Annotated in this window: 16 protein-coding genes and 1 pseudogene; 8 read left to right on the top strand and 9 right to left on the bottom strand. The window is 46.0% G+C overall.

Features of this window, described 5'->3' with window-relative positions:
* Window positions 1-36: 36 nt before the first annotated feature.
* The 3 genes from AC2T0J_RS19210 to AC2T0J_RS19200 form a co-directional block, all read right to left on the bottom strand.
* Complete coding sequence (locus tag AC2T0J_RS19210; protein ID WP_489807351.1) at window positions 37-915, bottom strand: dienelactone hydrolase family protein; 879 nt, start codon at window positions 913-915, stop codon at window positions 37-39.
* Between the two features lie 112 nt (window positions 916-1027).
* Window positions 1028-1498 carry a thioredoxin-dependent thiol peroxidase gene (gene bcp, locus AC2T0J_RS19205; protein ID WP_489807350.1) on the bottom strand — a complete coding sequence of 157 codons (471 nt, stop codon included), beginning with the start codon at window positions 1496-1498 and terminating at the stop codon, window positions 1028-1030.
* 4 nt (window positions 1499-1502) lie between these two features.
* Window positions 1503-2036 carry a glycine cleavage system transcriptional repressor gene (locus AC2T0J_RS19200; RefSeq protein WP_489807349.1) on the bottom strand — a complete coding sequence of 178 codons (534 nt, stop codon included), beginning with the start codon at window positions 2034-2036 and terminating at the stop codon, window positions 1503-1505.
* A gap of 238 nt (window positions 2037-2274) precedes the next feature.
* On the opposite strand from AC2T0J_RS19200, the gene dapA reads away from it, so the two are divergent.
* From dapA to AC2T0J_RS19165, 7 genes are all read left to right on the top strand, one after another.
* The gene (gene dapA, locus AC2T0J_RS19195) at window positions 2275-3159 is read left to right on the top strand and encodes a 4-hydroxy-tetrahydrodipicolinate synthase (protein WP_489807348.1); all 885 of its coding nucleotides are present in this window, start codon (window positions 2275-2277) and stop codon (window positions 3157-3159) included.
* A 9-nt stretch (window positions 3160-3168) separates the two neighbouring features.
* The gene (gene bamC / locus AC2T0J_RS19190) at window positions 3169-4284 is read left to right on the top strand and encodes an NlpB/DapX family lipoprotein (protein ID WP_489807347.1); all 1116 of its coding nucleotides are present in this window, start codon (window positions 3169-3171) and stop codon (window positions 4282-4284) included.
* 13 nt (window positions 4285-4297) lie between these two features.
* Entirely contained in the window at window positions 4298-5011 is a 714-nt protein-coding gene (gene purC, locus AC2T0J_RS19185; RefSeq protein ID WP_489807346.1) for a phosphoribosylaminoimidazolesuccinocarboxamide synthase, read from the top strand.
* 179 nt (window positions 5012-5190) lie between these two features.
* Window positions 5191-6036, top strand: coding sequence for a DMT family transporter (locus tag AC2T0J_RS19180; RefSeq protein WP_489807345.1), 846 nt, complete (start codon window positions 5191-5193; stop codon window positions 6034-6036).
* 398 nt (window positions 6037-6434) lie between these two features.
* Window positions 6435-6635, top strand: a complete 201-nt coding sequence (locus AC2T0J_RS19175; protein WP_489807344.1) for a hypothetical protein — start codon at window positions 6435-6437, stop codon at window positions 6633-6635.
* 274 nt (window positions 6636-6909) lie between these two features.
* Window positions 6910-7239 carry a hypothetical protein gene (locus AC2T0J_RS19170; RefSeq protein WP_489807343.1) on the top strand — a complete coding sequence of 110 codons (330 nt, stop codon included), beginning with the start codon at window positions 6910-6912 and terminating at the stop codon, window positions 7237-7239.
* Window positions 7240-7608: 369 nt separating this feature from the next.
* Entirely contained in the window at window positions 7609-8340 is a 732-nt protein-coding gene (locus AC2T0J_RS19165; protein ID WP_489807342.1) for a hypothetical protein, read from the top strand.
* 115 nt (window positions 8341-8455) lie between these two features.
* Here AC2T0J_RS19165 and AC2T0J_RS19160 read toward each other — a convergent pair.
* From AC2T0J_RS19160 to ubiG, 6 genes and pseudogenes are all read right to left on the bottom strand, one after another.
* Window positions 8456-9612 (bottom strand): annotated as a pseudogene (locus AC2T0J_RS19160) (IS3 family transposase).
* 137 nt (window positions 9613-9749) lie between these two features.
* Window positions 9750-9968 (bottom strand): class I ribonucleotide reductase maintenance protein YfaE, encoded by a 219-nt coding sequence (yfaE, locus tag AC2T0J_RS19155; protein ID WP_489810372.1) that lies wholly within the window; start codon window positions 9966-9968, stop codon window positions 9750-9752.
* Between the two features lie 48 nt (window positions 9969-10016).
* The gene (gene nrdB, locus AC2T0J_RS19150) at window positions 10017-11147 is read right to left on the bottom strand and encodes a class Ia ribonucleoside-diphosphate reductase subunit beta (protein ID WP_489807341.1); all 1131 of its coding nucleotides are present in this window, start codon (window positions 11145-11147) and stop codon (window positions 10017-10019) included.
* A gap of 14 nt (window positions 11148-11161) precedes the next feature.
* Window positions 11162-12286, bottom strand: coding sequence for a class Ia ribonucleoside-diphosphate reductase subunit beta (gene nrdB / locus AC2T0J_RS19145; protein ID WP_489807340.1), 1125 nt, complete (start codon window positions 12284-12286; stop codon window positions 11162-11164).
* 63 nt (window positions 12287-12349) lie between these two features.
* Window positions 12350-14671 (bottom strand): class 1a ribonucleoside-diphosphate reductase subunit alpha, encoded by a 2322-nt coding sequence (gene nrdA, locus AC2T0J_RS19140; protein ID WP_489807339.1) that lies wholly within the window; start codon window positions 14669-14671, stop codon window positions 12350-12352.
* A 428-nt stretch (window positions 14672-15099) separates the two neighbouring features.
* The gene (gene ubiG, locus AC2T0J_RS19135) at window positions 15100-15813 is read right to left on the bottom strand and encodes a bifunctional 2-polyprenyl-6-hydroxyphenol methylase/3-demethylubiquinol 3-O-methyltransferase UbiG (RefSeq protein WP_489807338.1); all 714 of its coding nucleotides are present in this window, start codon (window positions 15811-15813) and stop codon (window positions 15100-15102) included.
* Between the two features lie 290 nt (window positions 15814-16103).
* Here ubiG and gyrA point away from each other — a divergent pair, with 290 nt between their 5' ends.
* Window positions 16104-18785, top strand: a complete 2682-nt coding sequence (gene gyrA, locus AC2T0J_RS19130) for a DNA topoisomerase (ATP-hydrolyzing) subunit A (RefSeq protein WP_489807337.1) — start codon at window positions 16104-16106, stop codon at window positions 18783-18785.
* Window positions 18786-18826: the final 41 nt, after the last annotated feature.

The raw sequence follows: 18826 nt of genomic DNA, 5'->3' as shown, positions 1-18826 counted from the left end.
ATCGCGGCCAGCGTCTGCTGGCCATATTCTGTGTTATCACAGTGCTTGTTTAAAGAGTGCCAGGGTTTGTTGCCAGGCACGTTCGGCCTGTTTCTCGTGGTAAACTTTTGAATCTGGCGGCGTCCAGCCATGCAGAGTATCAGGATATACCTCTATATGCGCAGTCAGTCCGGCTGCCTGATAAGCTGCTTTTAGCATCGGCTGCATCTGCGGTGAACGCTGATTGTCATTTTCAGCAATAGCATGCAGGGCCAGTGCATCAGATTCAACAATGGTGTGGTGAGGGCTATCCGGTTTATCTGTTGCCAGTCCGCCGCCATGGAAACTGGCAATAGCACCAATCCGCTTGGGCATGGCTGCCGCGACAAACATCGTGAACGAACCGCTCATGCAATAGCCCATCAGCGCACCCTGACGATTGGTATCTACCGCTGTCTGTTGATCGAGAAAAGCAAAGAAAGCTTTGGCATCGCTGACAACTGCCTGTTGAGTGAGCTTTTCGCGCATGGGTGAGAGTAACTGCCAGGCTTCTGGTGAGGGAAATTCTACCCCGTCAGGCAAGGCGGCGCCGCTGACATCCCGATAGAAAGGATTGACCACCAATACTGCATAACCCTGAGCAGCCAGGCGCTGTCCCATCAGATCAAAGGCTGCTCGGCGGCCTTTGATATCCGGCCACATAACTACCGCGGGATGACGACCTGTGTTTGGTGTTGTGAGTAAACAGTCTACGGTACCATGTGGGGTTTCAACACTCACCTCCTGCGTCATAATCTCCTCGTCGGCCACGGCAAACTGCGGCATAACGGCAGTGAGCGTGCCAAGCGCCAGTAGCTGATTAAACTGTCGGCGATTTAATTTTCCGCCTTGCTCGGTAAAAGACTGAATATCTTGTTCGGTAGATTTGTCACACATGGCGTTTCCTCAATTAGCGGAGCAGAGGGAACATTATACGCTGAAATGGCGGGTAAAGATTGCAGTTGTTAAAAGTGTAACGGCAGGCCGGGCGACCTGCCAATTGTTTAGGTTATTCGCCGTTATTCAGGTAATTAAGAATGACCAAGTGATGTTCTTTGGTTTTAAATTTGTTAAAGACCTGCTCAACATTGCCTTCTTCATCAATTAGGAAGGTGATACGATGGATACCGTCGTATTCTTTACCCATAAATTTTTTCGGCCCCCACACGCCAAAAGCATCGGCAACGGTATGGTCCTCATCGGATAACAGAGTAAAGTTTAACTGTTCTTTTTCAATGAACTTGGGCAGACGTTTTACCGCGTCAGGGCTGATACCCAGCACGATTACATTGTTTTGTTGCAGTTCATTCTGGATGTCGCGCAGCCCTTGTGCCTGTGCTGTGCAGCCTGGGGTCATGGCTTTAGGATAAAAGTAGACCAGTACTTTTTTGCCTTTGAGTGACTCCAGAGAAACCGGATTACCATCCTGATCGGGCAGACTAAAAAGCGGCGCTGCATCACCGGCAGAAAGCGTATTCATATTATTATCCCTTATGTTTATCAATAATATTGGATGTCAGGTGTAGTACCTGACACAGCAAATTCAGGTTATAGCGAAACTCCGGCATGGCAACATCGTCAGGGATATTTACCACGAGTTTAAACCGCATCATCTTGTGGCCGGTCTCATCATCGACACTGGTGGTCTGACGAAAGGCACTTATAGAGACGTACTGGTCGGCAAAAAAACGGGTAATGGCCTGGATCTGTCCCGGGTTATCCACACCATTAAATTCAACATCGTAAAGGTGAGTCAGATTTTGTTTAGTGTGTTCGCGAGTACGTTTCAGAATCGACAACAGATCACGGCGCTGGCACATTTCAGGGATACTGAGTTCTACCCGGGTGATGGCGTTATGGGTGCCTTCGATAATCATTGTTAACGAAAATTCCTGACCGTAAATAGCATGTCTGCTGTCAAGAATATTGCAATCTGATTCGCTGACCAGCGTGGCAATATCACTGAGAATACCCACCTGATCGGTACCTAAAATAACCGCAATTAACTGTTGTTTCATGGAACTGACTCATATTAAGGGGCGCAGATTCTATCATAGCCTTGGCCAAAGTCGAATCGGCCGTTGGTCTGATTTCACCAGCTTACAAACCGGTGGTGAGAGTTAAACTGTTTTAAAATACGGGCAGCGAAATTAAAAACCGTCATTTTCTGCTAATAATATGCAATCCGGGCGTTCAAATGCTTGTTTTTAACCAGTACGGCAATTACCATGTGCGCTCGCAAAAAGTGGAGAGAATATGTTTACCGGTAGTTACGTTGCGCTTGTCACCCCCATGTTTGATGACGGCCAAATTGATTATCCTGCACTGCGGGAATTGGTTGAGTTTCATATCCAACAGGGCACTCATGGCATTGTGTCGGTAGGTACTACCGGCGAATCAGCCACGCTGCCTTTTGATGAACATATTGAAGTCGTCAAACAAACGGTAAAAGCCGCTGCGGGTCGGACCAAAATTATTGCCGGAAGTGGTGCAAATTCCACCTCTGAAGCGATTTTTCTTAGCGAGCAGATGGCAGGCCTGGGCATTGATGGCTTCCTGAGTGTTGTGCCTTATTACAACAAGCCTCAGCAAAAAGGCATGATTGCCCATTTTGAGGCCGTTGCCGATGCCACCGACTTACCCGTACTCTTGTATAACGTACCGGGCCGCACCGTTGCCGATATGTTACCAGAAACGGTAGCTGTACTGGCGAAACACCCTAAAATTGTAGGCCTTAAAGACGCAACCGGCGATATCGCTCGTTTAAAAGCCACTCAGGCATTAGTTGACGATGACTTTGTGTTGCTAAGCGGCGATGACGGTACTTCATGTGAGTTTTTATGCGAAGGCGGCCATGGCGTGATTTCTGTTACTGCTAATGTTGTGCCGGCAGCCATTGCGCAAATGTGTGAGGCTGCGCTGGCCGGTGATAACGCCCGTTGTCGGGAGCTTAACGCTAGCATTGAAAAGCTGCACTCTGCACTGTTCATTGAACCAAACCCGGTGATCCCGAAGTGGGCATTGTATAAAATGGGCATGATGAAAAGCCCATTTTTACGCTTGCCGATGGTTTTACCGGAACTTGCGAGCCAAAAAAGCATCGAAGCGTTGTTATATGAATACGCTTTAATTTCAGAATAAGAGATAACTATGAATAAAAAACTGGCTTTGGTCAGCGGTATTGCCAGCCTTGTTCTTACTGCTTGTGCTTCACAACAAGAACGCGTGACGGCCTCCGGGAGTTACGAATACTTAAAATCGAAAGAACGCACACAGTTGCAAGTGCCGACTGATCTTGATGCGCCGGAATTTACCAGCGACTACAATATTCCGGCGTTACAGCAGTCTGCTGATACCACGTTAGTGGGACGTAACCTTGAAGTTGTGCCGCCGGCGCTGGTGATCCCGTTAGTACAGGGTTCCCATGTGGAAGAAGGCTCAAAAGGTGCCACGGTTCTTCTCGATCAGGTAAGAGATACAGAAACTCTGGATAAAACTATTTGGAATTCGCTGATTGGTTATCTCGAAGAGCGAGGCATCAGCGTAGAAAACTTCAGCCCGGAACAAGGCGAACTGGTTACCGGCTGGATGAACGTAGCGCCGACTTCTGAGGAAGAAGGTAACGGCGGTTGGTTTGACTGGTCATCTGATGAGGCCGAATTGAGTGGAAAGGGCCGTTACAAGTTTGACGTAGAATTGAAACCTCATGGACGTACTGCACAGTTAAGTGTTGCCTTACTCGATTATGAACGCGGCGATAAGTCTTTAGAAGACTTAAACGCGATGGAAAGACGCCGTGACGAAGTGATGGTGTTAAACCGGGTGATCAGTCATTACGAATACCTTAACCAACTGGAAACTAATCGCCGTATTGCACAAATCCGCCAGGGTCTGGACATGGAAATGGGCTTTGACGACGACGGGAACCCGGCGTTCGTGTTAGATGCTAATTACGATATTGCCTGGCCGCGTATCCAACTGGTACTGCGAAAACTCGGTTTCAACGTAAAAGATCTAGATAAGTCGAACGGATTGATTTTTGTGCAGTATACTGATGAACAGGTGAGTTGGTGGCGTGACCTGTTTTCATCAGACGATGCACAGTTGCTGGATTATGAAGACTATCGCCTGAAGGTGACGAAATTAGGCCCTAAAACGTCTATCACCTTTATGGATAATGAAAGCACACCATTTGATGCCAAACAGGTTGCTGATCTGTTCAAACCTTTTGAACAGGTAATGACTGAAGACGGCTTAGACATTTAATACGAGACCTATAATGGAAAAACGCGACGAGCTTTATCGCGGTAAAGCGAAAACTGTTTATCACACAGACGACAGTGACAAGTTAATTTTATTGTTTCGCAACGATACTTCGGCGTTCGATGGTGAGAAAATCGAGCAGTTGGATCGTAAAGGCGAGGTTAATAATAAGTTTAACCACTTTATCATGACCAAGCTGGAAGAAGCCGGTATCGCTACACAGGTAGAATCACTACTGTCTGACACCGAATCACTGGTTAAAAAACTGGACATGATCCCGGTTGAGTGTGTAGTGCGTAATGTCGCCGCAGGTTCTTTGGTTCGCCGTCTGGGTGTGGAGGAAGGCCAGTTACTCAATCCACCGGTGTTTGAATTCTTCCTTAAGAATGACGCGCTGCATGATCCTATGGTTAATGATTATCATATTGAGTCATTTGGCTGGGCAACCGCTGCGCAGGTGGCCAGAATGAAAGCCCTGACTTTCGCTGTAAACGATGTGCTCAAGGCATTGTTCGACCAGGGCGGTATGATTTTAGTGGATTATAAACTGGAATTTGGTGTAGACAGTGCAGGAAACATTGTACTGGGTGATGAATTTACACCAGACGGTTGCCGTCTGTGGGATAAAGAAACCCGCAAAAAGATGGACAAAGACCGTTTCCGCCAGGGCCTGGGCTCAGTGGTTGAAACCTATATTGAAGTGGCAGAACGTTTGGGCGTAAAGCTTTAATCGTGTTCTGACACCATAGCTATTTAAAATACCCGCCAGTGTGCGGGTATTTTTTTGTCTGTTATCCGGTCTGGTTTCGAATAAACACGAAATCACCCCGGCGCAGAATAGGCGCAAAGTGGTATTGAATTTAGCTAACAATATGCAACTATGGTTAAAAATGCTTTCTAGGACATCCTATGGCACTGATTAAACTGGTTTTACTGGCTGCATTGGCAATGACAGCCTTTGCCGCTAATTCGCTGCTTTGCCGGATGGCGCTGGTAGAAACCGATATTGACCCGGCATCCTTCACCTTCTGGCGATTAACCAGTGGTGCGCTGATGTTAACCCTTCTGGTGGTTACGCGTAACCGAAAACCGCTACAAGAAGGCAATATGGCTTCGGCTATAGCGCTGTTTGTGTATGCTGCCGGCTTTTCGTTTGCCTATATCAGCATGACCACAGGGGCCGGCGCTTTGCTGCTCTTCGGTGCAGTGCAGGTGACTATGATTAGTTGGGGGCTGTTTAAAGGTGAAAGAATGAGCGCGCTGCAATGGAGCGGATTTCTGCTCGCGCTGGTTGGACTGGTACTGCTGCTGCTGCCTAACGCGGCGGCACCGCAGCTTTCCAGCGCGCTGATGATGCTGGCGGCGGGAATTGCCTGGGGTGTATATTCGTTAAAAGGTAAGGGGGCTAAACTTCCCATTGAGGCCACCGCAGGTAATTTCATCCGCGCCATGCCGCTGGCGCTGGTATTGTTAGTCATCTTCTGGCCGGGAGGGGAGCTTCATACTGAGGGCATGGCTTACGCAGTTGCCTCAGGTGCGATTGCCTCGGCATTAGGATATGCCTTGTGGTATAGCATTCTGGTGCATATAGCAGCGATTAAGGCCGCGACATTACAATTATCCGTGCCGGTTCTGGCGGTTTTCGCCGGGTGGTTGTTTTTAGAAGAAACGGTCACACTCAGAATCATCTTCAGTTCACTGGCCGTTATCGGTGGTGTTGCCATGGTAATTTGGGTGAAAAAAATCGTCGCATAAGTGGTTTTTTATCATGCGGGGTTGAGTGAATAATGCAGGATAATGATCGCAGTGTTAATAGTGTTATCTGAAACACTTCTTCCTTGCCAGGCCCCGGCAACTATCTTGTTACGGCTGACCAATTCATTAATATTGTTGAGAAAGTAACAGAGTGAACCGTCAATGGGGTTAGCTCAGGGGCCGCTTATGACGCAACTAACATTAATACGGCTAATTCGGTCGGGACTACAGTCACTTATAGCGGCGACGGCGAGCTGGACAATGACGGTCGTATTGTATTTTCACCGGCGAGACAGATGTAGAGATAATTACATCAATCAGGATGTCATTCTGGCGGTCTTGGGTCAGAATTCCGTAAGCGCCTATCAGGGCCGAATATCCTGGGATAGTTTAGGGGCATGGCCAGTGCTACCATTCAGGAAGCTGAGTTGTCTGCCGAAAACCTGGAAGAAGATGTGAAAATTACCACGTCTGCAGCAATAAATGCTCCGCAGGATTACCATGAAGTTGCCAAAACCCCGGCCACAGCAGCAGACTTGGGGGCTAATCCCATTTCCCTAGGTCTTCGGCCTTCAGGAGAAATAGCATTATATCGTTAAAGGCTTCCCAGTTTAGGGACATCACCGATGCGGAAGATACTGGGAAAAATGTCTATAACACCAGCAAAAAAAAAGTTTGGTTATAAGTTCTCGTTCGAGATTAACTATTCTCTAGCTCTTAAAATTTACTTATTCATTAATGATTCATTGGATCCATTTTTAAAGGAAAATCAACTTTCACTAAAATGGTCTGGGGCGTTGTTTATTAATCGAAATGGATCAGATATGAAAAAGCAATATCTGTTTAAAAGAATCAGCAACTACGCGAAAAAACTTGGATGGCCACACCGTAAGGCGGCTTCATGTTTTCAGACACCTATTCGCTATCGAAGAATCAGAAAATGAGTATGAAACACAACTTAAATTGAATAATAATCCAAACGTTGCAAAATCTGCTGATCGGATTCATCCCAAAGACAAGTTGGGTCATATTAGTTCAGAATCACAACGTACTTACCTTGAATACTCACAAGCACTTGCAGGAACAGATAGGGTAGATAGACTGAAAGAGTCTGAAAAAATGAGGATAACTTGGCAGGCTCGTATTGAGCAAGAACTACTGTCGGTTAAACGAAACAAAAAGACTAAAGATTTTGATTTATAGATAATTTAGTTTAATTTATAATCGCAATAATTTGAAAAACAAACGGAACGATAAACAATAGTAGCCTAAATATGCTAACGAGGTAAGTTGGCTATATATATTGATAAGGAGATTTGAAAAAAGTTACAAAAGTAGGTATGTTCATCGCGTCATTAGTTTTGGCTACCAGTGTCAACGCGTATTCGTGCACTTGTACATCGGGGCAAATGACGGCAGAGATTTTCGACGACGGAACTGTTAAGTTGAGCTGTTGCGGTGGTGGACAGGTTCACTGTACTTTTTAAGTAGCGATTAAAAACGTGAATTATTGTTGAGCCTAGTTATCCACTACGCTCTTTATGTATGAAAACTCAAGGAATGATTCATATCATGACAAAAAAAGCACTTTTATCATATTCTGTTGTAGTTATTGCTCTAATAGGTTGTGTCAGTTACATTCTGTATGATCAGGAATCCCCTTCTAATCCCACTCAGAATTCCAATTCGACAAGTGAGCATGCCCAATCCAAATTAGAAAGACAAAAGCACATGTCAGCGCTCTCTGCTACAAAAATAGAGACAAACGAAACGCAAGAACAAGATGTTATGTTGATTTCTCAGGACAAAGATGAATCGACTACCGCCCAAGACAGAGAGCAAAAGAATCTAACTGAATCTACCGATGAAAATGCAATAAAGTGGGGTGATGCCTTTAATTCTATTGAAAGTGCGGAAGATCACTTTGTTAATGAAGATGGGCATTTGTTAAAAAGCGGGCTGGATAATTTTTTTAAGGCAAAAGACTTTAATGAAATAATGGATGCATTGGATGAAGTTGGCACCAATGAAAAGTCTGTTTCGCGAAAAAACAAACTGAGCGACTATTTTTATAAAGAATACGCCGATACTACGCACTCTGAACGCTTCTCGTGCGCCAATAAAATATGTGTTGTTACGTTTACTGGTGATGCGGAAGCTACTGAGAGTTATCAAAATTTATCGAAATTTAGTGAAAACTACATATTCACAAACAGTACGGTCAATGAATATGGAGAAGGTGTTTATAAAATGCTGCTGGTTGAAACCGATGATGCATCATCTTTGACTGTCAAGTCTAACTAAATAAAGCGTACTCGTAGAGTGAGTAGGCTTTCATTTAAGCTCTAAATTGAATATCAATCGAACCTATTCTTGCTGCGTATTATTATCCACTTGATATCGGAAATACAGAGGGGTTCTACCCCGTTTTTACGGACGGTTTAATAAAGACGTAAACTTGTTGTCTTGATTAGCAAGTCTACGTCTCATTCTCGGATTATGGAACCGTTCAACATAATCAAATATATCTGCTCTGGCTTCGTCTCTTGTTCGGTACTGTCGGTAGTTGATGCGTTCACGTTTCAACACGCCGAAGAACCCTTCACAGGCCGCGTTATCTGCACAATGTCCAACGGCGCTCATGCTGCTGGTTAAATTTTTCTGCTTCAGCAGTCGCTGATAATCGCCACTGGTAAATTGTGTACCGCGATCAGAGTGCAGGATCACGTTATGTTGTTCCTGGCGTTGCCATACGGCCATCTCAACAGCTCGCATCACCATGTAACGGTCCTGACGATGATGCATCGACCAGCCAACAATGAGTTTGCTGAACAGATCCAGCACGACACACAGATAGAGCTTTCCTTCCAGCGTGCCGACCTCGGTGATATCGGTCACCCATTTGGTTTCTGGCTCAAAGGCGTAAAAGTCACGTTTTAAATGGTTGGATAGTCCAAGTGGTCGCACTGATTTGCGCTTTGCACCTCGGCCCTTCTTACGCGGCCAACCATAAAGTCCATTCACAGCCATCAACCTGGCTACACGATTTAAACTTGCCTTTATCCCTTCAGCCAGGAGGTCTTCGTGCATACGAGGCGCACCAATAATGCCGCCACTGTCGTCATGGATTTCGCGCATTCGCTTTAGCAGTTTTGCGTTTGCCCGTTCTCGCGCACTCGGTTGACGCTCCACCCAAGCGTAATAACCACTGGGAGAGACGTTCAGACATCGGCACATAAGACGAACAGAGAAGGCTTCGCGGCACCGCGATATCGCCAGATACCTTACGGTAACTCTTTGGCGAAGAACGTTGCCGCTTCGCGCAAAAAATCCCGTTCCTTCTTAACTTTGGCAAGTTCGCGTTTCAGTCTTGCCATTTCCTCATCACGAGGGGAGCCGCTGCCTTTAAATGCTTGCTTTATCTTTGGACTGCTCAGCTTCACGCTTCCAGCGACTCAGGAGGTTGGGATTGATACCGATATCCAATGCAATCTGACGACAACTGGCATCAGGCTGCTGTGCTAGTAACACCGCTTCGCGTTTAAACTCTGGGGAATACTTTCTTCGTTTGGTCATAGACACTCCTTTCAGGCATAGTATGCCTCTTTATGGATGTGTCCGTAAAATCTGGGTAGAACCCGAGTCTATCTACCGCGCTTCGCTTGCTGATTCACTATAGTCGTAGGAAATTAATTTCCAACGACTATAGTGAATTATTCAAGTTCAATATTTATATCTGAAATAGCTATTGCACAACAGGGTAAGATCTCGTCGTCATCGATAAAGGCAAGAGGGTCTACTGTGTAGTTAATCTCCCCATATACTAACTTACAGCGGCATGCACCACAGAAGCCATCTCTGCAATGCGAATTAGTCGGTAACTGTGCTGCTTCTAGACTTTCGAGAATTGTAGAGCCTTCAATAAACGGCACATTTTTAGTGCCATTTACTGTCTTACATTTGATAATTTTTGACAATTTCTATAAGTCAAAATCATCAAAGTCTGATGATGCAACTTCCGAATCAATTTGAGAAATAACGTAGGATGCTATCTCTGACTCTTGAGGGGCCACTTGTACATTATCAGATATCAAATAATTGTCCATCCATGGCAGAGGGTTTGACTTGGATTCAAAAGGAGAATCTAATCCTATGGCTTTCATTCGCATGTGGGCAATGTACTCAACGTACTCACAAAGAATATTTTTGTTCAATCCAATCATAGAGCCATATTGGAATAGATATTCAGCCCATTGTTTTTCTTGATTTGCTGCATTCACAAAAATCTGAGTAGCTTCATGCTTCAGTTCTTCTGCAATTTCAGCCATTTCAGGATCGTCTTTACCTTTCGACCATAAATTAATTATGTGTTGAGTCGAACTAAGATGAAGGTTTTCATCTCGTGCAATTAAGCGAAGTAGTTTTGCATTTCCTTCCATTAACTGCCGCTCGCAGAAAGCGAATGTACATGCGAAAGAGACATAAAAGCGTATTGCCTCCAAGGCATTTACGGATTGCATACACAGGAAAAGTTTCTTTTTTAATTCTCGCAACGTAATATCGTGAATGTCCCCATCTACTTCAAATACGCCTTCTCCTCGTGTTTGATAGAGTTGTGTGGCAAAAATCAGATCATCATAATATTTAGATACATCTGTTGCTCTTTTTTGAATTTCAGAGTTCTCAACGATGTCATCAAAAACTGGGCTTGGATCTGAGAAAACATTGCGCAAAATATGTGTGTACGACCTGCTGTGGATAGTTTCAAAGAACGACCATGTTTCGATCCATGTTTCCAACTCAGGTATTGAAACAATAGGTAGGAACGCAATATTTGGACTACGGCCTTGTACCGAGTCGAGTAAAGTTTGATATTTCAGGTTGGATATGAAAATGTGCTTTTCTGCATCTGAAAGTTTTTGGAAGTCGATACGATCTTTAGATACATCTACTTCTTCTGGACGCCAGAAAAATGAGATCTGTTTTTCAGTTATTTTTTCGAAGATTGCGTGTTTTTGTTGGTCAAAGCGAGCAACGTTAACAGGATTTCCGAAAAACATTGGCTCAATTAGTTGATTATTTTTTACTTGGTTGAAGGTACTAAATTTCATCTGTCAAAACTCCCTTATGCTGCCAACTTCGATGGTTCATCATAGCAATTTAACGGGGATTTTAGCCTGTGAACATTTAATTCTGATTCCTGTGGTGCTACCTGAACGTTGTCGGAGATCAGGTAGCTATTCATCCATGGCAGCGGATTAGACGTTACTTCATAGGGCTGGCCCATGCCGATAACCGCCATACGCTGGTTAGCAATGTATTCAACATACTGACACAGAATTTCTTTATTCAGGCCAATCATAGAACCATGCTGGAACAAGTATTCAGCCCATTGCTTTTCCTGCTCTACCGCTTTCATAAAGATTTCTTTTGCTTCATTGGCGCATTCCTGCGCGATTTCAGCCATTTCAGGATCATCTTTCCCTTTGGCCCACAGATTCAGAATATGTTGCGTGGAGGTAAGATGCAGGTTTTCATCGCGGGCAATCAGGCGGATGATTTTGGAATTACCTTCCATGAGCTCACGTTCAGCAAACGCGAAAGTACAGGCAAAGGATACATAAAACCGAATGGCTTCCAATGCGTTTACCGAGTTCATGCACAGATACAGCTTTTTCTTCAGCTCGCGCATGTTAACCGGGTAGGGCTGACCATCGTTGGTATACATCCCTTCGCCCTGAGTTTGCCATAGCTGAGTAGCATAAATCAGGTCGTCATAATACTTAGAGATATCCGTTGCACGACGCTTAATTTCTTCGTTCACCACGATATCTTCAAAAATGCTGCTCGGATCAGTAAACAGATTCCGCAGAATATGCGTGTAGGAGCGAGAGTGGATCGTCTCGAAGAACGACCAGGTCTCTACCCAGGTTTCCAGTTCTGGCAACGAGATAATCGGCAGGAATGCGATATTAGGACTGCGGCCCTGCACCGAATCAAGCAGTGTCTGATATTTCAGGTTAGAAATGAAAATATGCTTTTCTGGCTCGGTCAGTTTTTGAAAGTCGACCCGGTCACGGGTGACATCCACTTCCTCCGGGCGCCAGAAAAAGCTAATTTGCTTTTCGATGAGCTTTTCAAAAATGGGGTGTTTTTGTTGGTCGTAACGGGCTACGTTAACCGGGTTACCAAAAAACATCGGCTCATCGAGCTGATTCACATTTTGCTGATTAAACGTGGTGTATTTCATGTTTTATTATCACTTCACTAGCGCAATAAGAAGCCCGGCAGGCGCCGGGCAAATGAACAATGGTTATATTTTACAAGCACCACCGGCGCAATCGTCGTCGTCTTCAATCACGACTTCCTGAGCGGCTGGTTTGGCTGCTGCGGCGGTAGTTGTTTCAACCGGGGCATCGGCAGCACCGTCACGGGTGTTATGGTAATACAGCGTTTTAACCCCCAGTTTGTAGGCGGTCAGCAGGTCTTTAAGCAACAATCGCATCGGTACCTTGCCATTCTCATACTTAGACGGGTTATAGCTGGTATTGGCTGAAATCGTCTGATCGACGAACTTCTGCATGATTCCGCATAGCTGCAGATAGCCATCGTTAGACGGGATATCCCACAGCAGTTCATACTGGTCTTTCAAGCGCTCATATTCCGGTACAACCTGCTTAAGTACGCCGTCTTTACTGGACTTAACGCTGATATGGCCGCGCGGCGGCTCAATACCATTAGTGGCATTAGAGATCTGCGATGAGGTCTCTGATGGCATCAGTGCTGACAGTGTAGAGTTACGCAAGCCATACTCTACGATGTCTTTACGCAGACTCTCCCAGTCAAGGTGCAGTGGCTCATTACATACTGCATCCAGGTCTTTCTTATAGGTATCGATTGGTAGTACGCCCTGCGAATACGTGGTTTCGTTAAACTTAGGACATGCGCCTTTCTCTTTCGCCAGGTTGTTCGACGCTTTAAGCAGATGATACTGCATGGCTTCAAAGGTTTTATGCACCAGGCTGTTGGCACTGAAGTCTGAGTACTTCACGCCGTTCTTCGCCAGGTAGTAAGCAAAGTTAATCACACCAATGCCCAGTGTACGACGACCCATAGTGGCATTGTAAGCGGCCGGTACCGGGTAATCCTGATAATCTAACAAGCTGTCCAGTGCACGAACGGCCAGGTCAGACAGTTCTTCAAACTCATCCAGTGATTTAATGGCGCCTAAGTTAAAGGCAGACAGCGTACATAACGCGATTTCACCATTTTCGTCGTTAACGTGTTCGAGCGGCTTGGTTGGCAGCGCGATTTCAAGACACAGGTTGCTTTGGCGAACCGGCGCCACTTTCGGATCGAACGGGCTGTGCGTATTACAGTGATCCACGTTCTGCAGATAAATACGGCCGGTGCTGGCACGTTCCTGCATAAACAAGCCAAACAATTCCATGGCTTTAATGCGTTTTTTGCGGATTGACTCGTCCTGCTCGTACTTAACGTACAGCTCTTCGAACTTAGGCTGATCGGCAAAGAAAGCGTCGTACAGGCCAGGCACGTCAGATGGGCTGAACAGCGTGATGTAGTCGTCTTTCATCATGCGTTGATACATCAGCTTATTAAACTGAACGCCGTAGTCGAGGTGGCGCACACGGTTTTCTTCTACACCACGGTTGTTTTTCAGTACCAGCAGTGATTCAACTTCCATATGCCATAACGGATAGAACAGCGTTGCTGCACCACCACGAACACCGCCCTGAGAGCAGCTCTTAACCGCTGTCTGGAAGTACTTATAAAAAGGAATACAACCAGTATGGAAGGCTTCACCGCCGCGAATCGGGCTACCCAGTGCACGAATACGTCCAGCGTTAACACCTATACCAGCGCGCTGACTCACATATTTAACAATCGCACTGGCGGTAGCGTTGATTGAATCAAGGCTATCGCCGGTTTCAATTAATACACAAGAGCTAAACTGACGGGTAGGGGTACGCACACCCGACATGATCGGGGTAGGCAGAGACAACTTAAAAGTCGATGTGGCATCGTAAAAACGACGCACATACTGCAGACGAGTCTCTTTCGGGTAGTTGGCAAACAAACAGGCCGCTACCAGAATATACAGGAACTGAGCACTTTCGTAGATCTCACCAGTGACACGGTTCTGAACCAGGTATTTACCTTCCAGCTGTTTAACGGCCGCATAGCTGAAATTCATGTCACGCCAGTGATCGATATAGCTATCCATCTCGGCGAATTCTTCCGGTGTGTAGTCTTCTAACAGGTGAGTATCGTATTTACCCATATCGACCATACGGGCCACATGGTTAAACAACTTAGGTGGCTCAAATTCACCAAACGCTTTTTTACGTAAGTGGAAAATCGCCAGACGTGCTGCCAGATACTGGTAATCCGGAGCTTCAGTTGAGATAAGATCCGCCGCTGATTTAATTAGGGTTTCATGGATCTCGGCGGTTTTGATACCGTCGTAAAACTGAATGTGGGCTTTAATTTCTACCTGTGAAACAGAGACATTGTTGAGTCCCTTTGCTGCCCAGGTAATAACTTTGTGAATTTTCTCCAGATCAATGGGCTCTTTTTCACCATTGCGTTTGGTGACTGATAAATTGTCATTCATTTTTGTGGCCGTATGTCAGTTAGCGCTATTCGCGGGGCAAGTTTGCACTGCCCAATTTGTTTTAAATTATTAATTTCGAAGGGATCCATTGGCGATCACTCCGATCCGTGAATGTTTATTCCGCCTGAGAAATACCTACATCAGTCGATTTTTTAAACAAGACTGCTATCGGATAAACACAAGATAGTGAGGTTTTGACTTTAATGCAACCCAATATCTGGTGCTTAATTCAGCGATCAAATGAAGGCCGGCAAAAGGTTAGTATTGACTAACCTTTTACGTTTGAACAAAGCAATATTTGACTGAATGCAAGCACTTTAGATTTTTTTTGCGATCGCTTAAAACAATTTATTCCGAATAATTAATTTTTATAAAAATGCGATATATAGTGCTCAATTAAAAATCAGGACACTATATCTTGTGTGTCGTCAAGATTTTTCACATTGCAAAATATAGTTGACGTCAACGTTCCGATCGGATAGTACAAACGCCTGATTGAAGGGATCATAATGCAAACCGGTGGCTGCTCGGGTAAACAATCCCGCCTGATCGGCTATTTTCATTAACTCAGACGGTTTCAGGAAGCGCTGGTACTGATGCGTACCTTTCGGCACCCATTGTAATACATATTCCGCTGCCAGAATGCCCATCAGATAGGCTTTAAGATTACGGTTTAATGTAGAGAAGAACACCTTGCCGCCAGGTTTTACCAGCTTGGCACAGGCACTGATAACCGAAGCCGGGTCGGGCACATGCTCAAGCATCTCCATACAGGTTACCACATCAAAGGATTCGGGCTGTTCGGCGGCCAGGGTTTCAACACTCACGCAGCGATAATCCACTTTAACACCCGTTTCCAGGCTGTGTAGCTGAGCAATTTCCAACGAGGCACTGGCCATATCTATACCGATAACCTCGGCCCCGCGTTGTGCCAGCGACTCCGCAAGAATGCCGCCGCCACAGCCTACATCGAGAATCTTTTTGCCGAATACCCCTTCGCATGTTTCCTCTATAAAGGAAAGGCGTAACGGGTTGATGGCATGTAAAGGTTTAAACTGCCCTAGGGGGTCCCACCAGTGGGCTGCGATTTCAGAAAACTTGTCGATTTCCGTTTGATCTACATTTTGCTGTGTTTCTGTCATGAGCGTGAGTTTTTATCTTACCTGAAGTTCAAAATCCGCTTTACATTACCGCAAATTGGCAATCTGCACATGGCTTATTTACGACCTGGTTTGGCAATCGCGCAAAAATTAAACGCTTAGGAAATAAGTGAAGGTAAGGATGCATTAATCACTACATAAATGCTGATTTGGGTGATAAACTCATTGGTTAATTAGAAGACCCCCAATGCGTGATCTAAGGGGATCCGGGCGCAGGATCGTCAGGTATCTGCAGGATTGCGACAAACTTATAATAAGGGACCAAGCAGTTTATGACTGATAACGCCAAAGAAATTCTCCCCGTTAATATAGAGGAAGAGCTCAAAACGTCGTATCTGGATTATGCGATGAGCGTTATCGTTGGGCGCGCGCTGCCCGACGTACGTGATGGCTTAAAACCAGTACACCGCCGTGTACTGTTTGCCATGAATGAGTTGAAGAATGACTTTAACAAACCTTATAAAAAGTCTGCCCGTGTGGTGGGTGACGTCATCGGTAAATATCACCCTCACGGTGATTCTGCCGTATACGATACCATCGTTCGGATGGCGCAGCCTTTCTCCTTACGCTACATGCTGGTTGACGGACAAGGTAACTTTGGTTCGGTCGACGGCGACTCCGCCGCTGCAATGCGTTACACCGAAGTGCGCATGGCAAAAATTGCCCACGAGCTGCTTGCTGATTTAGACAAAGAAACGGTAGATTTTGTGCCTAACTATGATGGCACAGAGCACATCCCGGACGTATTACCAACTAAAATTCCTAATCTGCTGGTAAACGGGTCTTCGGGTATTGCTGTAGGGATGGCAACTAACATTCCACCGCATAACCTCACCGAAATTGTGAACGGTTGTATTGCTTTAATTGACGAGCCATCCCTGGATGTCGATCAGTTAATGGAATACATTCCAGGTCCGGATTTCCCAACTGCTGCATTAATCAGCGGTCGAAAAGGCATTGTTGATGCTTACCGGACTGGTCGCGGTAAAATCTACATGCGTGCCCGTGCTGAAATCGAAACCGAAGACAACGGTAAAGAGACTATTATCGTTACGGAAATTCCGTATCAGGTAAACAAAGCCCGCTTAATCGAGAAGATTGCCGAGCTGGTTAAAGAAAAACGTATTGAAGGCGTTTCTGCATTGCGCGACGAGTCTGATAAAGACGGTATGCGTATCGTTGTTGAAGTAAAACGCAACGAGTCGGCTGAAGTCCTGCTTAACCACCTGTATGCCAATACCCAGATGCAAACCGTATTTGGTATTAACATGGTGGCGCTGGATAACAACCAGCCAAAAGTGTTTAACCTAAAAGAAATTCTGCAAGCATTTGTTCTACACCGCCGTGAAGTGGTTACCCGCAGAACGGTATACGAGCTGCGTAAAGCGCGTGACCGCGCGCATATCCTTGAAGGCCTGGCCATTGCGCTGGTTAACATCGATCCGGTGATTGAGCTGATCAAAGCCTCACCAAGTCCGTCAGAAGCGAAACAAGCGTTAGTGGCTTCTGGTTGGGAGCTCGGTGATGTAGCAGAGATGCTGCAACGGGCCGGTAATGATGCCGCGCGTCCTGACTGGCTGGAGCCTGAATTTGGAATTCGTGATGGCAAATATTACCTGACTGAGCAACAGGCTCAGGCCATTCTTGACCTGCGTTTACATAAATTAACGGGTCTTGAACACGATAAAATCCTCGACGAATACAAGCAACTGCTTGAGCTGATTGCTGAGTTACTTCACATTCTGGGCAGTCCTGAGCGTCTCATGGAAGTGATTCGCGAAGAGCTGGAAAAAGTACGTGACGAGTTTGGTGATGAACGCCGTACAGAAATCACGGCGGCCAGCCACGATATTGATTTAGAAGACCTGATCGAACGTGAAGAAGTGGTGGTAACCCTTTCTCATGAAGGTTACGTGAAATACCAGAGACTGTCAGAGTACGAGGCGCAACGTCGCGGTGGCCGCGGTAAATCAGCCACCAAGATGAAAGACGAAGATTTCATCGAGAAACTGCTGGTTGCCAATACTCACGATCACATCCTGTGTTTCTCAACCCGCGGTCGACTGTACTGGTTGAAGGTATATCAGTTGCCACTGGCCAGCCGTAATGCCCGTGGTCGTCCGATTGTCAATATTCTGCCGTTGGAAGATGATGAGCGTATCACCGCGATTCTGCCCATTAAAGAATTTGAAGAAGACAAGTTTGTCCTGATGGCAACTGCCAACGGTGTGGTGAAGAAAACCAGCCTGACCATGTACTCTCGTCCTCGTTCAAGCGGTATTATCGCCGTTAACCTGAATGAAGGTGACGAACTGATTGGGGTTGCTATTACCCATGGTGACGACGACATCATGCTGTTCTCTGATGCCGGTAAAGTCGTACGCTTTAATGAGAAGCTGCGCGATTCTGAAACCGGCGCCGTTAAACTGGATCCGGAAACCGGTGAAGAACTGCTAGCGTTGCGTCCGATGGGTCGTACTGCGACAGGTGTGCGTGGTATTAAGATGCCTGATGGCCAGAAAGTGGTGTCGTTAATTGTGCCTCGTGGTGAGGGTGCGGTACTGACCGCCACCGAAAACGGCTACGGTAAACGTACGCCGTTGGAAGATTACCCGGCTAAGAGCCGCGCAACCCAGGGGGTTGTGTCAATTAAAGTCTCAGACCGTAACGGCAAGGTAGTTGGTGCGGTACAGGTAGATGAAAACGACGAAATCATGCTAATCAGTAATGCGGGCACGCTGGTAAGAACCCGGGTGAGTGAAGTGTCTACCGTTGGGAGAAACACCCAGGGGGTGAGACTGATCCGTACCGGTGACAACGAGCAACTGGTTGCATTACAACGCATTGAAGAAATCGAAGACGCCGAATTAATCGAAGACGAAGGCGGCGAAGCAGAAGCCGTCGATACCAACGCCGCACAAGACGGCGCAGATGAGTCAACGACAGACGAATAATCCTGCGTTAAAGGATACAACAAGCATCGCAAGCGGCTCTT

It is taken from the genome of Alteromonas sp. ISO5 (genome assembly GCF_058105165.1).
This window is presented reverse-complemented; position numbering and strand designations above follow the sequence as displayed.

Coding starts and splice junctions, on each gene's coding strand:
- AC2T0J_RS19210 (WP_489807351.1), bottom strand. CDS start 915: ATGTGTGACAAATCTACCGAACAAGATATTCAGTCTTTTACCGAGCAA.
- bcp (WP_489807350.1), bottom strand. CDS start 1,498: ATGAATACGCTTTCTGCCGGTGATGCAGCGCCGCTTTTTAGTCTGCCC.
- AC2T0J_RS19200 (WP_489807349.1), bottom strand. CDS start 2,036: ATGAAACAACAGTTAATTGCGGTTATTTTAGGTACCGATCAGGTGGGT.
- dapA (WP_489807348.1), top strand. CDS start 2,275: ATGTTTACCGGTAGTTACGTTGCGCTTGTCACCCCCATGTTTGATGAC.
- bamC (WP_489807347.1), top strand. CDS start 3,169: ATGAATAAAAAACTGGCTTTGGTCAGCGGTATTGCCAGCCTTGTTCTT.
- purC (WP_489807346.1), top strand. CDS start 4,298: ATGGAAAAACGCGACGAGCTTTATCGCGGTAAAGCGAAAACTGTTTAT.
- AC2T0J_RS19180 (WP_489807345.1), top strand. CDS start 5,191: ATGGCACTGATTAAACTGGTTTTACTGGCTGCATTGGCAATGACAGCC.
- AC2T0J_RS19175 (WP_489807344.1), top strand. CDS start 6,435: ATGGCCAGTGCTACCATTCAGGAAGCTGAGTTGTCTGCCGAAAACCTG.
- AC2T0J_RS19165 (WP_489807342.1), top strand. CDS start 7,609: ATGACAAAAAAAGCACTTTTATCATATTCTGTTGTAGTTATTGCTCTA.
- nrdB (WP_489807341.1), bottom strand. CDS start 11,147: ATGAAATTTAGTACCTTCAACCAAGTAAAAAATAATCAACTAATTGAG.
- nrdB (WP_489807340.1), bottom strand. CDS start 12,286: ATGAAATACACCACGTTTAATCAGCAAAATGTGAATCAGCTCGATGAG.
- nrdA (WP_489807339.1), bottom strand. CDS start 14,671: ATGAATGACAATTTATCAGTCACCAAACGCAATGGTGAAAAAGAGCCC.
- ubiG (WP_489807338.1), bottom strand. CDS start 15,813: ATGACAGAAACACAGCAAAATGTAGATCAAACGGAAATCGACAAGTTT.
- gyrA (WP_489807337.1), top strand. CDS start 16,104: ATGACTGATAACGCCAAAGAAATTCTCCCCGTTAATATAGAGGAAGAG.